The organism is Clostridium sulfidigenes (assembly GCF_000732635.1).
Classification (GTDB): domain Bacteria; phylum Bacillota; class Clostridia; order Clostridiales; family Clostridiaceae; genus Clostridium_J; species Clostridium_J sulfidigenes.
Genome location: NZ_JPMD01000013.1, coordinates 62,485 through 78,247 on the forward strand (window position 1 = coordinate 62,485; position 15,763 = coordinate 78,247).

A 15,763-nucleotide genomic window follows, 5' to 3' on the forward strand; every position below is an offset into this window, starting at 1 on the left:
TACAATTTATATTTTTTTGTTTTATATCAAAAGCTTTTTTACTTCTTCTTCTTTTTCAAACAATACACATCCACCCTTATGTTCACCAAGAAGCATTTCTTCTGCACTTAATTTTTTAAATAAAGGTGATTGTAATGCATCTAACAAGCTAGAATTTTTTAAACTTGTATCTGAAAAAGGTGAAAATGGACATGGCTCTACTCCTCCACTTGTGTTAATATGAAAGAAACCTCTTCCAGCAGCAAGACATCCTCCTGAATGTTTTTCATCTCCTGGAAAAGAAATAAAAATCATATCTTCATAAATTTCTCTAAGACGAGCTTGTTCACTTTCAAGATAGTTCCTTTCTTTATCAGTTGGTGCTAAATCTTTAGTTGAAGCAACTACTGGTACATATTCTACAAAAATTACTAACTTGCAACCTCTGTTATATAATTCTGCTATAAACTCTTTACTAGCCACATTATAGATATTTTCTGTGGTAACAGTTATAGAAGTTCCATATAATATTCCTTTAGATTTAAGTGAATCTATTTTATTTATGAGAAGTTCATAGGTTCCTTTACCACGTCTAGCATCAGTTTTGTTCTCATCACCTTCAATACTAATAACAGGCACAAGATTTCTATTAGCATCGAATAGCTTAATATATTCTTCATCTAGGATAGTCCCATTTGTGAATATAGGAAAAATAATTTCTTTAATTTGAGACGCTTTTTCTATAACATCCTTTCTCATTAAAGGTTCTCCGCCAGCTAGTAATATAAAAGAAATTCCAAGTTCTTTCCCCTGTTTAAATATATCTTCCCATTGATCACTTGTCATTTGATCTTTATTTGACTTTTTACCACAGGTATTATTGGCTCTTGCATAACACCCTTTACAAAAGAGATTACAGCTACTAGTGATGCTTGAGATTAGGAAAGGTGGAATATGTTGTCCTTTTTCTTCAAAGGTTTTTCTTTTTTTAGCAGCTTTTTTGCTTTCTAAAATATATTTCATAATGAATTTTGCCTCTTTGGGATTTTGAAAAGAAGCCTTCATTGCACCCTTTACAATGCTTTCTACCCCTTCATTTAAATAGTTAACTAAACTAAACTCTGTACCCATTTTAATGACATCTCCCTATAAATTATTTATTTAATTTACTTTATATCAATATCAAGTATTCTTTAATATTCACAGTTCACCTTACTTTTGGTATTATAAATTCTATTTAAATACATTATATCATTATATAGTAAAATCCATATCGTATAATTATGTTATAATATAAGAATTGATGAAATTATTTACACTTTAACTATGATAATTTAAATGTGAGGTAAATATGAGTACTATAACTAAAACAGATATAGTTAATACACCAGTAAGTATTAACTTTAAGACTATTGATATGGATACAAATGATAAAAATATAATTAAAGATGAGATTATTAAAGCTAGTGAAACTGGTTTAGTAAATAGCTTAATCCATTCAAATTTAGCTTTAACACCAAAGTTAATAGTAAATGACTATTCAAAAGGTAGCAAAGTTTTAAATGAAATAATCTCTGAATTAACAAAATGTAAAGAGTTTTTTATATCCGTTGCTTTTATTACAAGTAGTGGCATAACCCCCTTACTAGAAACCTTGAAATACTTAAATAAAAAAGGTGTTAAGGGTAAAATTTTAACTACAGATTATCTGAATTTCAGTGAGCCTAAAGCATTAAGGAAGCTACTTGAATTTTCAAATATTGAAATTAAGTTATATAGCAAAGAAAACTTTCATACTAAAGGATATATATTTAAATATGAAGATCATTATAAATTAATTGTAGGAAGTTCGAATTTAACTCAATCAGCATTAACAAAAAATAAGGAATGGAATTTAAAAATTTCTTCTTTAGAGGCAGGTTCCTTAACTGAAAATGTAATTGATGAATTTCAGGAACTTTGGAAGGATGCTGATGACTTAACTTTAAATTGGATAGAAACCTATGAAGATATTTATAAAAAGCAAATTGAATACGCAAGAAAAAGTAATATTCCAAGGCTAGCACAATATAAGCTTAAGCCAAATAAAATGCAGGTAGCTGCTATTCAAGGATTAAATAAGCTCAGGGAAAATGGTGCAGATAAGGCTCTCTTAATTTCTGCTACTGGTACTGGAAAAACTTATCTATCTGCTTTTGAGTTAAGAAATTATAATCCTAAAAAAGCTCTATTTATAGTACATAGAGAACAAATAGCCAATCAAGGTCTAAATAGCTTTCAAAATGTATTTGGTGATACTCGAAGCATGGGAATTCTCTCTGGAAGCCGAAAGGAAATTAATAAAGACTTTATCTTTTGTACAGTCCAAACACTATCAAAGGATGAGGTGCTTCAAAGTTTTAGCAAAGATGAATTTGATTATATTATCATCGATGAAGTTCATAAAGCAGGAGCTAATAGTTATCAAAAGATTGTTGAATATTTTAATCCTAAATTCTTACTTGGCATGACAGCCACCCCTGAAAGAAGTGATGACTTTGATATTTTTAAAATGTTTAACTACAACATTGCCTATGAAATACGTCTTCAACAGGCCTTAGAAGAAGATTTACTTTGTCCATTCCATTATTTTGGTGTATCTGATATTAGTGTTAATGGCGTGGAGTTAGAGGAAAAATCAGACTTTAGAGCTTTAGTAGCTGAAGAAAGAGTTAATCATATCATTGATAAAATTAATTTTTATGGATATTGTGGTGAAAGAGTAAAGGGGTTAATATTCTGTAGTGATAAAAAGGAAGCCATTCAACTTTCAAATTTATTTAATACTCGCAGTTATAAAACAGTAGCCTTAACTGGAGAAAATACTCAGGATGAAAGAGAAGCAGCAATTCAACGTTTAGAGCAAGAAGAATTAAATAACTCTCTAGATTATATTTTCACAGTTGATATATTTAATGAAGGTGTAGATATTCCTGCTGTTAATCAAGTTGTTATGTTAAGGCCAACTAAGTCAGCTATAATTTTCGTTCAACAATTAGGTAGAGGACTTAGAAAACATAAGTTTAAAGAATATGTTGTTATTATAGATTTTATAGGAAACTATAACAGCAATTTTTTAATTCCCATTGCTTTATCTGGAGATAGAACCTTTAACAAGGATTCCATTAGAAAATATGTTATGGAAGGAACAAGAATAATACCTGGTTGCTCCACTATTAATTTTGATGAAATATCTAAAAAGAAAATATTTGAATCCATTGATAAAGCTAACTTTAATGATATTAAGCTAATTAAAGAAAGTTACAATAATCTTAAGCAAAAGATTGGTAGAATACCAAGTTTAACAGATTTTGATACTTATGAATCTATTGACCCTTTAAGAATATTTGATAATAAAAGCCTGGGTTCATATTATAAATTCTTAAAAAAATATGAGAAGAACTATGCTATAGAACTTAATGAGTCTGAAGAATTATTTATTGAATTCATCTCTAAAAAGCTAGCTTCCGGTAAAAGAATTCATGAACTGCTTATGCTTAAGCTTGCTATTAACCATGAAACTAATCTAATTCACAGACTAAAAAAAGAGCTAAAAGATGATTATAATATAGATTTTAAAGCTACCACTGAAACTAATGTGGTTAACGTTCTTACAAATGAATTTCTCACTGGCACTGGTAAAAAAACTTATGAAAAATGTGTCTTCTTAGAAGTGTGGGATTCTGATTATAGAATTTCTAAATCCTTTAAGAATCATCTTGAAAATAAGGATTTTAAATATATGGTTGAGGAGTTAATCTATTTTGGAATAGAAAGATATAAAAAATTCTACAGTAAAAGTTATATGAATACTAGTTTTCAGTTATATCAAAAATATACCTATGAGGATGTTTGTAGACTACTTGAGTGGGAAAAAGGTGAAGTTGCACTTAACATTGGTGGATATAAATTTGATAAAACCACTAAAACATATCCTGTATTTATCAACTATGAGAAATCTGAAGATATTACTGATACTATTAACTATGAAGATAGATTTCTATCTCCATCCCAGTTAATTGCTATATCAAAGTCAGGTAGAACAATAACTTCTGATGATATTGTACAAGCTTATAAAGCTGAAGAAACTGGTGTTGAAATGAGCTTATTCCTGAGAAAAAATAAAGATGATAAAATTTCAAAAGAATTTTACTTCCTTGGAAAAATTAAAGCTGTAGGAACACCTGTCCAATTCATTATGAAAAACACTAATAAAACAGCTGTAGAAATTAAATATCAATTAATTACACCTGTAAGAGAAGATATTTATGAATACATTACTTCATAATGTAAAAGGACTTAGCAAAGTAATTTAATTTGCTAAGTCCCTTTTCTTACATATTCTTCAGAGCATCAATAACTAAAATATCCGCTGGAATCCACTTTTCACCATCTAATTCATCAAAGGTAATCCACTTAGCATCATTATGAGCATTTAGATTTAATTTTCCACCAGAAATTTGGCAAATAAAACAATGCATAATAAGATGAAAACCAGGATAATCATATTCTACTGTGGTTAAAAAATCTGATATTTTTATATCTAATTCTAATTCTTCCTTTATCTCACGAATAAGTGCTTCTTCTTTTGATTCACCATTTTCTATTTTTCCTCCAGGAAATTCCCACATATCAACAAAGTCACCGTATCCTCTACGTGTAATAAATATTCTATCATTATGTTTTATTACTGCTGCTACTACTTCTATTGTCTTCATATGTTCCCCCTATTTTACTATGCTTTTTTGTAAATATTAATTTACTTTTATTATATAATTAAGTTCATCTATTTTTCTATACCCTAGTTAAGAAAGCTAATTCAATTTGTTGTTTATTTTAGTTAATTCAATATATATTTTCTTTATAGCTTGACCAATGATTAGTAAAAATGGTGCTATTATTATTAATATATTTGAAACTCCTACAATTTCAGTCCTGAATATACTAAACCATGAATTAGTTGGCACAGCTATAAAATTTAGCAATATTATTAAACCTAATAGTACAATGATAAATATTCTACCTCCCCATAAAAGTATATCTGAGCAAATCTTTAAGTATTTCATAATACCCTCCACCTATAATTAATTTCCTCTTTACAATTTACTTTAATTTTATAATATATTGTATAATACATTATATCATTCTGGTATAATAATTAGTTTGAAACATAAAATTAATAAGCACATGATTAATATTTATTTTTGTTAATCATGTGCTTTAGTGTAATCAATCTATTTAATTCTTTCATAAAATAAAATCAAATACTATAATAAATTAAGTTTATATTAAGTTCCACAGTAGGTTCGGTATGGGCACGTTGATGTTTCTGGTAATGTAGTGTAATAATCTAGTTCTCTAGAGTGATCATATGGTTTTGAGAGAGCATCTAATAGTCTTTCCATGACCCTATAATCTCCTTGATTTACCGCAGCTTCTAGTGCTTCTTCTACCCTATGGTTACGTGGAATCACTGCTGGATTACTTCTTTCCATAAGCTCCCTTGAGGAAATTTCCGATTCTTCTTGTCTCGTTAATCTCTCCTGCCATCGCTTATACCATTTATCAAATTCCTCTTTGCCAAAGAGTATATTATCCTCTATCTTTCCACTAGTTAATATACGGAAGGTGTTGGTATAATCTGCACCATACTTTTGCATAATACTTAAAAGTTCCTCAATTAAAGCTTCATCAGCAACTTCTTCATTAAAAATTCCAAGTTTTGCTCTCATTCCTCTAATCCAATTATTCTTATACAAATCAGCAAAATGTGAAACTTCTTTTTGTGCTAGCTTTAATGCCTCATTCTCATCAGTGTGTAACAATGGTAACAGAGCCTCCGCAAATCTGGTAAGATCCCATGCACCAATATTAGGTTGATTACCATAAGCATATCTACCATGAATATCAATAGAACTAAATACAGTAGAAGGATCATAGGCATCCATAAAAGCACATGGCCCATAATCAATTGTTTCACCACTAATTGTTATATTATCAGTATTCATTACACCATGGATAAACCCAACTAACTGCCATTTTGCAATAAGCTCAGCCTGATTCCTAATTACTTGCTGAAGTAATAAAAGATATGGATTTTCTTTATCCTTTACCTCTTGAAAATGTCTTTGCAAAGTATAATCAGCTAAAGCTCTAAGTTCTTCAATGGTACTCCATTTTGATGCGTATTGAAATGTACCAACACGAATATGACTAGCTGCTACACGAGTGAGAATTGCACCAGGTAACTGTGTTTCTCTCATTATTGACTCACCAGTTGTAACCACAGCTAAACTACGAGTAGTAGGAATACCTAGTGCATTCATTGCTTCACTTATGATATATTCCCTCAGCATTGGACCTAGTGATGCTTTTCCATCACCTCCTCGTGAATATGGAGTTCTACCTGAACCCTTAAGCTGAATATCAACTCTCTCACCTAATGGAGTAATATGCTCACCTATGAGAACAGCTCTCCCATCACCTAACATGGTGAAATGGCCGAATTGATGTCCTGCATATGCCTGAGCAATAGGCATAGCTCCTTCTGGAATCTTATTTCCTGCAAGTATATCTACTCCATCAGTACTTTGTAGTTCCTCGGCATTCAATCCTAAAGATTTTATTAGCGGATAATTTAGCATAACTAGTTTAGGTGATGGCACATGACTAGGTCTTTGCATTGCAAAAAATTTTTCCGGTAGTCCAGAATAACTGTTTTCCAAATTGAATCCTGTTTCTATTAATGCTTTTCCTTCTTTCATCCTATCTCCTTTTCTTCTTCGTTTTATATAAATTATAGATATAAACTTCTATAATAACTACCCTCTTTTTAGTTTATACTTTTAATAATTATTTATTCTAATATGTTATTCATTAAATACTTATGTCTTTGTTTACTATTGAAATATCAAATTAAAGCTATCAATCTTAATATGAAATAAAAAGCAAAAAAGATGCTTCATCCTAAGATGATTAGCATCTTTTACCTTAATTTAAACTGTTTGTATAATCCATCTACTAAGGCATCATTACAGTATCAATTACGTGTATAACTCCATTTTTAGCCATAATATCAGTAATTATAACTTTCGCTCCATCAATAAATACTGAATCACCCTTAACCTCTATTTTAGCATTTTTTCCATTTGCCATGGTTATTTCCTTACCATTTAATTTGGCAACATCTGCAGCAGTAGCTTTACCTTTGAAAACATGATAGGTTAGAATATCTGTAAGCACATTTTTATTTTCTGGTCTTAATAGCTCATCAATTTTTCCTGCTGGAAGTTTTGAAAATGCATCATCTGTAGGTGCAAACACTGTAAATGGACCTTCACTCTTTAGGGTATCAACTAATCCTGCCGCCTCTAAAGCTGCTGTTAAAGTTTTAAATCTGCCATCACTTGTAGCTATATCCACTATGTCCTTTGGTTCTGACATTTCTTTCATGGTATCAATTTGAATATGTAAAATACTCTGTGCACTTGCCACTAAAGGCATTTGGATAATAAATACCATCATTGCTAACGCTACAATAATTTTAATTTTTCTTTTCATAATCATTCTCCTTTACTATTTGGGTTAGTGTAAAGTTCTTACACCCTCTTTTAAAATTTGTAACTTTTATTCCATTTAAGTTTGCCCATTAAAAATCTAGATTATTCTAAATAAATATATACGTACTTAATTAATATTTCTCTGAAATAAATTCACATAAAAAAATAGTAGCTCCAACCTAAATTGAAAGCTACTAATTTTAAATCCACATTATTCTTTAACAAACTCCCTCAACCTAAAGCTACCTGCTGTAAATAACATAATAGACATTAAAAATATAATTAAGATAGGAATAATAATTTTTCCTGTATTTATTATTCTGAGTAGCCAAGTAAATGGTGATATTACACTGATTCTACTTATTATTTCTGGAACATTATCAAAGCTATCTAACTCTGACCCAAAAATCCCCATACCAAAGGCAGCTATTCCAAAAACAACTGTAGATAGACTTGCTAAGGTTACATTTCTAATCCATCTTGTTACTGCTACAATAATAGATGTTGTAACTAAACTACTTAGAAATATGATTAGTATTCCTTGAGGAATATTGTTGTTAGGAAGCTTTAATACAAGTGTTAAGATTATAAAAGCTGAGCAACTTAAAACTCCTTGAATTATAAAGGATGAAATAAATAAACTACCTAAAATAGTTATATCTGAATTACTAGTTGCTATTGTTCTTTTTAATACCTTTTGCTCTCTAAGCTTAATTATTTCTCCCGCAATAACGGAACCACCTATCATCATAAAATAACATATCAATAATATAGTCATCTTATAATCCTCTTTACTGTCTACTTCTTCATCTACAATAACTGCAGTAGTAGAATTTGTGCTTAATCCCGCACTTACTTCTTCCTCAACAACTCCAGATACATAGTTTGTTATAATATCTTCTGCCATTATTGAGCCACTAGCAGCTTCTGTACTATAACACTGAATTTTAGGAAGCTCTCCATTATCTAATAAATCTTGAAAGTTATCTTCTATAACATAAATTGCTCCTAATTTATTTTCTCTAAGCAAATCGAAATTGTCTTCTATCTGTCCATCTAGTGTATTTATTGAATATTCTTCACTCAATTTCTCAATAACCTCAGTAGAGTGATTTGAATTACTTCTATCTATAATTCCTATGCTTCCTGATCCGTGACTTAAACCTCCACCATTTATAACTAAAATCATAACAACAGGAAATATCAAGGTCATTAGTAACATAAATGGACTTTTTAATTGTCTTTTCATATTAATTAATACTAATCTTATTAAGCGCATACCTTTTTCCTCCCCTGAATTACTGCTTTAATTATTGCTGCAGAGTATATAATAATTGACATTGCAAATATAATTAATATCCATTTCCCACAGCCTTCTAAATTTCCATTTAAATTGTATAAATTAAATGCATTATTTAAATAATGTGTTGGTGTTAGCAACGCAATTTTATTACCTTCACCTGAAAATATCTCTCCACTTATTAGGGGTAAGGTAAATATTATAGTCCCAATTATTTTTCCATACTTAGCCCCAAATATAGTAGATATACTTTTAGACATAGATACTACTAGCATAGTTCCCATTAATATTAATAATATTAAATCTAAAATATTACCTTTAAAACTTAATCCAGCTACTCTAAAGAAAATTACATATCCACTGATTATTATAAACACATATACTATCAAAGCCATAGTCTCGTAAAAAAGATATTGTAATTTTGTAATAGGAGTTGCATTAATTCTTTTATCTAAATTTACGCTAATATCTGCATAACCGCCATGAATCATTGTATATATAAGAATGGTAATTACAAAGCCAATCATGGATGCTGATATCTTTTCATAGGGATTATTGGTTTTTAAAGTATCTATTGTGATATCTTCAACTATAGATGATTCCATAATTCTATTTAAATTCCCCATATCTCCACCAGCTATAGATACATATAAACTTTGATGATATCTATCTAATATTACCTTTAATGTGTCAGTGGACATTCCCATGCCTTCTACTTTTTTATTAATAATTATATCTCCCTTATTTAAAGATAAAACATTTTTCTCATATCCTTCTTTTATTATTAGTTCTACATCTGGCTTTTTATCTACTATATTTACAACCTCTTTCAAATCATCACTGCCTAAAAGTTCTACAAGCCTTTTTGAATTTTCAGTGTTGTCTTCATCAACAATTTGAACATTTAATGCCTTAAGCTTTAATGGATTTTCATCATCCAAATGATGAAAAAATGCCATAAAACATGCAAGTAAAATAGGAAATAAGATAAAAGTTGCTATGGTAACTACGCCATTTGCAAACATACCTTTAAGGGTAGTTTTTATATAATATAATGCCTTCATAGCTCTTCCCCCTAATCTCTTAAAGTTTTTCCTGTTAATGATAAAAATACATCTTCAAGCTTTGCCTCTTCATAGCTAATCTTCTTTATATTAACGGTTTCTTTTTCTAATAATGAAAGTACACTAGCCAGCTTAAACTTTGAATCAATAGTTAAAGTAAGTACATTATCCTTATCTGATACCTTATCGATTCCCTCTAAATCCTTTAACTTCATTATTGTTTCTCCACTTATCTCTTGAGTTTCAATAATCACCTTATTGTTGGAGAAAACTGAAGCCTTAATCTCTTCTCTATCTCCATAGGATACTTCCTTCCCTAAATCAATTATAAATACTCTCTTGCAAAGCTCCTCGATTTCCTCCATATAATGGGAAGTATAAATTACTGTAGTACCCCAATCCCTACATATATTTTTTATGAAAGAAAATATATGATTTCTTGATTGCGGATCTACACCAACGGTAGGCTCATCCAATATTAAAACCTTTGGATGGTGGAGAATTGATACTGCAATATTTAGTCTTCTTTTCATTCCACCTGAAAACTTCTTAACCTTTTGCTTTTTAGTTTCCTCTAATCCAGTTACTTTAAGGGCCTCTGCTATTCTTTCCTTCAAAAGTTTCCCCTTTAGTCCATATAAAGCTCCAAAGAATTCTAAATTATCATAGGCATTAAGCTCCTCCATTAGAGCTAACTCCTGTGGAACATATCCCATGCATTCCTTTGCCTTAATTGGCTCCCTTAAAATATCATATCCACATATTTCAATAGTCCCACTATCTGGTGTTAATAAGCTTGTCATAATATTTATTAAAGTTGACTTACCTGCTCCATTAGGTCCAATAAAGCCAAATATCTCTCCTTCTTTTACTTCATAGCTAATATTATCTAAAACTAACTTATCATTAAATCTTTTACTGATGTTTTTTACTTCTATAATACTCATAAAATTACCCCCTAGACTTATCTTACTATTATAATAAGATATTTCCAGGGGGATGGCCATAACTTAAGGTCACTACATAAATGACTTAAGTCACTATTCCATTTTTAAAAGCAAAAATTGCAATCTGCGTCCTATCTCTAAGCTTCAACTTTGATAGTATATTTGTAATATTATTTTTTATTGTTCCTTCTGACAAGAACAACTCTTCTGAAATCTCTTTATTAGTTAATCCTTTAGCTATTGCTTCTATTATCTTAAGCTCTTTCTCCAAAAGTCCATACTTATCTATATCACTTTTAATTACTCCATTACTTCCCATCATTTCTATGGCCACATCAGGATGAACTACTATATTACCTTTATAAGCCATTTTTATACCTTCATAAATTACATCATGGGAGCTATCCTTAAGCATATAACCAAAAGCCCCATACCTCATGGCTTCTCTTATATACTCTTTATCCTTAAAGGTGGTAAGAATTATAACCTTTATCTTTGTAAACTGTTCCTTAATAAGTCTTGTCCCCATAACCCCATCACAAGTTTTCATTCTTATATCCATAAGAACAACATCAACATCAGTGGTTTTGCAAACTTCCAAAGCCTTATAACCATTTTCAGCTATCCCAACAACTTCAATATCCTCATAAACTGAAAGCATTACTTTCAAGCCTTCTCTTATTAACTTCTCATCATCTACAATTAAAAGTTTAATCTTCTTCATTCCTACACCTCCGCTTCCCTTGGAACTATAACCTTAACAAAAAAACCATTGTCTTTGCTAGACTTCATATGAACTATACCCTCTATTTCTGTTACTCTTTCCCTTATACTTCTAAGTCCGAGTCCACTTTCCACAATTTTATCTGTTCCCACGCCATTGTCACTAAAGGATATTACAAATTCATCTTCTGTAAAATTCATAATAACCTTAACCATAGTTGCTTTACCATGCTTTAAAGAATTTGATAAAATCTCTTGAATCATTCTATATAAATGATTAATCTGCTTAGTTGATAAATTCCAATCACCCTTTGATATAATGACCTTAACTTTTACTCCAGACATCCTCTCAAAGTTTTTACATAACTCTTGAAGTCTTAAAATTCCTTGGTAATTATCATATTCATCGGGCTTTAACTCCCTTACAGCTCTCTTCACATCTTGAAAACTTTCATTAATAAAAGCCCTTAAATTTCCTATCATATCTTTCATAGAACTATTTTCCTTCTCTGCAATAGCTTCCATGGCAGATAACTGAATCATAGCAGTAGATAAAGTATGTCCAACACTATCATGAATTTCCCTTGATATTCTATTTCTTTCCTTTAATAAAGTTAATTCCTCAATAGATTCTACATACCCTTCAAGCTCCTTATTAGCTTCTATAAGTTTTTCATCTGAAACTCTAAGCTTATCATAAAGTTGCTGTGCTTCCACCTTTGTACTAAAAAGTCTAGATATATAACTTAAAAGAATAAAGAAGATTCCAAGTAAAACAAAATTAATAATGCCATCTTCAATAGGCCCACTAAACTTCGGATAAATTCCAAAAAATAAAATTATAAGCCCTAATCCATACTTAACTATCTTATTTTTCAACGGGAATAAATCTATGGATACCCCTATTAAGTAAAAAATAATAGTTCCTCCAAAGTTCAGTTGTGCCAATGGTATAAATACTAGCTCTATTATTATTGAAAGAATAGCACTTCTCTCTTTCTCTAAATAAAACATTCTCAAATGATTATTTATAATAAATAATAGAAGAAAAACTAGACTTACTATGCTCTTATTTCCTACTTCTATAAACACTTGAAAAGTTAATATACAAAATGATATATATCTCATTAACAATAATTCTTTACTCTTTATCATAACGCTCTCCTAATATATATTTCTCTATATATTTATTTAAGCCTAAATCACATAAAATTACTAGGGTATTTTTTTAGGTAATGCCCGATATTAGTCTCCCATGTTTGTATTATTTCTTTTTATATAGCTTATCTACTTATATAAATTACCAACTTCAACTTATAACAAATATTTTTAAAAATTATTTACTAATATATTTATAAAAATCAGCCTTATTCAAAGGTCTGCTATAATAATATCCTTGAACTAAATTGCATCCTATTGATTTTAAATAATTAACTTGCTCTTTAGTTTCTGCTCCTTCCGTTATAACCTTTAATTTTAATTTTTTTGCTATATCTGTTACTAATTCAGCAATTTCACCACCATCTTTTTCAGGATAGTTTTTTATAAAACTTCTATCAATTTTCAATTTATCTACATTTAGCTTTTTTAAATAACTCAAAGATGAAAACCCTGTTCCAAAATCATCTATAGCTACTGTAAGACCAATCTCTTTAAACTTGTTTAACTTGTCATTAACACCATCAACATTTGTCATAAAAATACTTTCCGTTACCTCAATTTCAAAATTCTTAAAATCTACATTATATTTTTGTGCATATTCTTTGAATTTATATACAAGTTTCTCGTCTTTAAATTGTAAAGGTGAGATATTAATAGAAATTCTAAAATCCGTACCGATTTTATCTCTCATCAAAGAATAATCTTTAAACACTCTTTCTATTAACCAATAACCAATTTCAATAATTTCACCTGTTTTTTCTGCTAAAGGAATAAAAGCCACTGGAGATACATTTCCAAGCTCCTCATTTTCCCATCTTAATAATACCTCAGCACCTACAACTTTTTCTTTCTCGATATCTACCTGAGGTTGATAATAAACATTCAGTTCATTATTTAAAATAGCTTTTCTTAGCATGGTATCCATTTTAATCTCTTTTTCCATTTTTATTTTTAGATTAGGTTTATAATATATGTATTTATTTCCCTTTTCATTTAATACATTTTCTAACGCAATGTATGCATTAATAATAAGTTCCTCTGAAGTAACTCCATCTTCAGGATAAACAGAAATCCCTGCTTTAATATTAAAGAAAACTTCTTCCTTTTTAATATTAAATGATTTTTTATTTTCATTAAAAAATTTATTAATAAAGTGTCCTACTTCTTCTCTACTATCACAAGATGATAGACCTATAACAAAATTATTTTTTGTTATTTGAGCAATAAAATCTTCTCCCTTAAGTAAAGTTCTTGTACGTTTAATTAATTCCTTAATAAAATTATTATTATTTGCTTTTAACAAAATATTATTATAATTTTCAATAGAAAAATAGATAAGGCTAAAATTATTTTTATTGTCCTTGATAATATCATTTATCAATCTATTGGTTAGATTTTCATTAGGTAAATTAGTTTTTAAATTATAATTCTTCAATTTTTCTACATATTCTTGCTCTTCAACATGCTCTGTCAAGTCACTGAATATACCTATATACTTAATAATATCTCCCTTTGAATTATCTCTAATTGAATAAATATTAAGTTTTTTCGGGTACAAAAAGTCATCTTTTCTCTTGTCCCACAATTCTCCACTCCAGTATCCTCTTGTTATTATAGATTCCCACATATCTTTATAAAACTCAACAGACTGTTTACCTGATTTAAAATACCTAGTTTTTAATCCCAAAACTTCTTCTTTTCTATATCCAGTTATTTTTTCAAATGAATTATTTACATCAGTTATAACCGTATTATTATCAGTTATAACAACTGCCTCATTAATATTTTCAGATATTTTGCTTAAAATATTTAACTCTTCTTTATCTTTCTTTGAATAGTAATTTATTATTACTATTATTAGTGTAAGTAAGGCAATTCCAAGTAACATAAATAATTCTCTATTATTCATACCAAAAAAAGTGTTTTTCTGAACTACTGGTAAATCATCTAAGTTAAATTTATATAAGATAAACCAAGAGTAATCATATTCACTCTTTACACCTATTGTTGTCAATGGATTTACATTCATAAAAAAACTAACTTCCCTACCATTTTCGTAGTAACCAGTTTTTTTTGATTTCATTTCATTCCATAATTCTAAATCATCAATAGCTATAGTATTATCCTTTTTATCTTGGAACATGAATCCAAAATTTTTATTGCTATCTATATTACAAAGATAATATCCTTTATCATTTATTAATGCTGGTTTAACGAAACTATAAGATGAATCTCCATACTGTTTGCTAATAGTAGTTAATATATCTTGTGCTAAATAATTTACACTCAAAATCCCTTGGTAAACATTATCAGATGAATATATAGGAGTAGAAATTCTAATAGTTGGCTTGTACGGAACTTCTATTTCTCCATTTTCCATGTTTAAATCCATATCCGATATAAAAACTTCATCTTTGCTTAGTTTACTTGTTTCTTTATAGTAATATCTATCACTTTTATCTTGTAATTTATCATTAGGTACTAAATAAGTTCCCTTATCCTCATTATCAACTCTAATAATTTCTTTTCCACTATTATCTAGTAGACGTAATTGATCAAAGTTTTTTTTTATTAGTTGCTACTCTCAAAAGAAGTTCCTTCATTTGCGTTATAGTGTCCTCATTTATATTATTTATATATCCATCTAACTCGTTGGAATTCTTAATAACTAATAAGTCATCATATGCTCTCTTTAGATCATTTTCTATAACATAGTTAACAACTTCTGCTCTTTGTTTTTGTCCTTCCTTTAGTATTTCTTTTGTTTTTTCTATTTCACTCTTAGAAAGATAATCAAAAATTGATATAGTAATAATAAAAATAGGAATGATGACTGCAATATAAATCTTTAAAATTCTTTTTATGTCCCTAATATTAATCATCCTCATAAAATCAACTCCATTAATATAAAATCCTTATAAATTTAGAAAATAATTACCTATAATTCATTTGGGTAAAACTTAGAATATTTTATGATAATATTAATTTTTC

At 29.0% G+C, this 15,763-nt stretch carries 13 protein-coding genes; 1 reads left to right on the forward strand and 12 read right to left on the reverse strand.

The genetic code is table 11. From position 1 onward, the window contains the following. Positions 1-21 precede the first annotated feature (21 nt). Positions 22-1,110: a radical SAM/SPASM domain-containing protein gene (locus IO99_RS05675; RefSeq protein WP_035131252.1), complete on the reverse strand. Its 1,089-nt coding sequence runs from the start codon at positions 1,108-1,110 to the stop codon at positions 22-24. A gap of 220 nt (positions 1,111-1,330) precedes the next feature. On the opposite strand from IO99_RS05675, the gene IO99_RS05680 reads away from it, so the two are divergent. Next, positions 1,331-4,306: a DEAD/DEAH box helicase gene (locus tag IO99_RS05680; RefSeq protein WP_035131254.1), complete on the forward strand. Its 2,976-nt coding sequence runs from the start codon at positions 1,331-1,333 to the stop codon at positions 4,304-4,306. Positions 4,307-4,352: 46 nt separating this feature from the next. Here IO99_RS05680 and IO99_RS05685 read toward each other — a convergent pair whose 3' ends face one another. From IO99_RS05685 to IO99_RS05735, 11 genes are all read right to left on the reverse strand, one after another. After that, a complete protein-coding gene (locus tag IO99_RS05685) occupies positions 4,353-4,736 on the reverse strand; it encodes a (deoxy)nucleoside triphosphate pyrophosphohydrolase (protein WP_035131255.1) in 384 nt (127 codons plus the stop codon). Positions 4,737-4,832: 96 nt separating this feature from the next. Beyond that, positions 4,833-5,084: a hypothetical protein gene (locus tag IO99_RS05690; RefSeq protein WP_035131257.1), complete on the reverse strand. Its 252-nt coding sequence runs from the start codon at positions 5,082-5,084 to the stop codon at positions 4,833-4,835. 222 nt (positions 5,085-5,306) lie between these two features. Beyond that, a complete protein-coding gene (locus IO99_RS05695) occupies positions 5,307-6,782 on the reverse strand; it encodes a protein adenylyltransferase SelO (RefSeq protein WP_035131259.1) in 1,476 nt (491 codons plus the stop codon). A gap of 256 nt (positions 6,783-7,038) precedes the next feature. Beyond that, a complete protein-coding gene (locus IO99_RS05700; RefSeq protein ID WP_035131261.1) occupies positions 7,039-7,578 on the reverse strand; it encodes a fasciclin domain-containing protein in 540 nt (179 codons plus the stop codon). 210 nt (positions 7,579-7,788) lie between these two features. Continuing rightward, positions 7,789-8,856, reverse strand: a complete 1,068-nt coding sequence (locus IO99_RS05705; RefSeq protein WP_035131263.1) for an ABC transporter permease — start codon at positions 8,854-8,856, stop codon at positions 7,789-7,791. Further along, entirely contained in the window at positions 8,847-9,941 is a 1,095-nt protein-coding gene (locus tag IO99_RS05710; protein ID WP_035131265.1) for an ABC transporter permease, read from the reverse strand. Before IO99_RS05710 ends, IO99_RS05705 begins: the two co-directional genes overlap by 10 nt. An 11-nt stretch (positions 9,942-9,952) precedes the next feature. Then, the gene (locus tag IO99_RS05715; protein ID WP_035131267.1) at positions 9,953-10,888 is read right to left on the reverse strand and encodes an ABC transporter ATP-binding protein; all 936 of its coding nucleotides are present in this window, start codon (positions 10,886-10,888) and stop codon (positions 9,953-9,955) included. Positions 10,889-10,973: 85 nt separating this feature from the next. After that, a complete protein-coding gene (locus tag IO99_RS05720; protein ID WP_035131269.1) occupies positions 10,974-11,612 on the reverse strand; it encodes a response regulator transcription factor in 639 nt (212 codons plus the stop codon). A 2-nt stretch (positions 11,613-11,614) separates the two neighbouring features. Next, positions 11,615-12,766, reverse strand: a complete 1,152-nt coding sequence (locus tag IO99_RS05725) for a sensor histidine kinase (RefSeq protein WP_035131271.1) — start codon at positions 12,764-12,766, stop codon at positions 11,615-11,617. Between the two features lie 181 nt (positions 12,767-12,947). Continuing rightward, positions 12,948-15,344 (reverse strand): putative bifunctional diguanylate cyclase/phosphodiesterase, encoded by a 2,397-nt coding sequence (locus tag IO99_RS05730; protein WP_423219419.1) that lies wholly within the window; start codon positions 15,342-15,344, stop codon positions 12,948-12,950. Next, positions 15,328-15,660 (reverse strand): hypothetical protein, encoded by a 333-nt coding sequence (locus IO99_RS05735; protein ID WP_035131276.1) that lies wholly within the window; start codon positions 15,658-15,660, stop codon positions 15,328-15,330. The genes IO99_RS05730 and IO99_RS05735 overlap by 17 nt, the downstream gene beginning before the upstream one ends. Between the last annotated feature and the right edge of the window lie 103 nt (positions 15,661-15,763).

Coding starts and splice junctions, on each gene's coding strand:
- IO99_RS05675 (WP_035131252.1), bottom strand. CDS start 1,110: ATGGGTACAGAGTTTAGTTTAGTTAACTATTTAAATGAAGGGGTAGAA.
- IO99_RS05680 (WP_035131254.1), top strand. CDS start 1,331: ATGAGTACTATAACTAAAACAGATATAGTTAATACACCAGTAAGTATT.
- IO99_RS05685 (WP_035131255.1), bottom strand. CDS start 4,736: ATGAAGACAATAGAAGTAGTAGCAGCAGTAATAAAACATAATGATAGA.
- IO99_RS05690 (WP_035131257.1), bottom strand. CDS start 5,084: ATGAAATACTTAAAGATTTGCTCAGATATACTTTTATGGGGAGGTAGA.
- IO99_RS05695 (WP_035131259.1), bottom strand. CDS start 6,782: ATGAAAGAAGGAAAAGCATTAATAGAAACAGGATTCAATTTGGAAAAC.
- IO99_RS05700 (WP_035131261.1), bottom strand. CDS start 7,578: ATGAAAAGAAAAATTAAAATTATTGTAGCGTTAGCAATGATGGTATTT.
- IO99_RS05705 (WP_035131263.1), bottom strand. CDS start 8,856: ATGCGCTTAATAAGATTAGTATTAATTAATATGAAAAGACAATTAAAA.
- IO99_RS05710 (WP_035131265.1), bottom strand. CDS start 9,941: ATGAAGGCATTATATTATATAAAAACTACCCTTAAAGGTATGTTTGCA.
- IO99_RS05715 (WP_035131267.1), bottom strand. CDS start 10,888: ATGAGTATTATAGAAGTAAAAAACATCAGTAAAAGATTTAATGATAAG.
- IO99_RS05720 (WP_035131269.1), bottom strand. CDS start 11,612: ATGAAGAAGATTAAACTTTTAATTGTAGATGATGAGAAGTTAATAAGA.
- IO99_RS05725 (WP_035131271.1), bottom strand. CDS start 12,766: ATGATAAAGAGTAAAGAATTATTGTTAATGAGATATATATCATTTTGT.
- IO99_RS05735 (WP_035131276.1), bottom strand. CDS start 15,660: ATGAGGATGATTAATATTAGGGACATAAAAAGAATTTTAAAGATTTAT.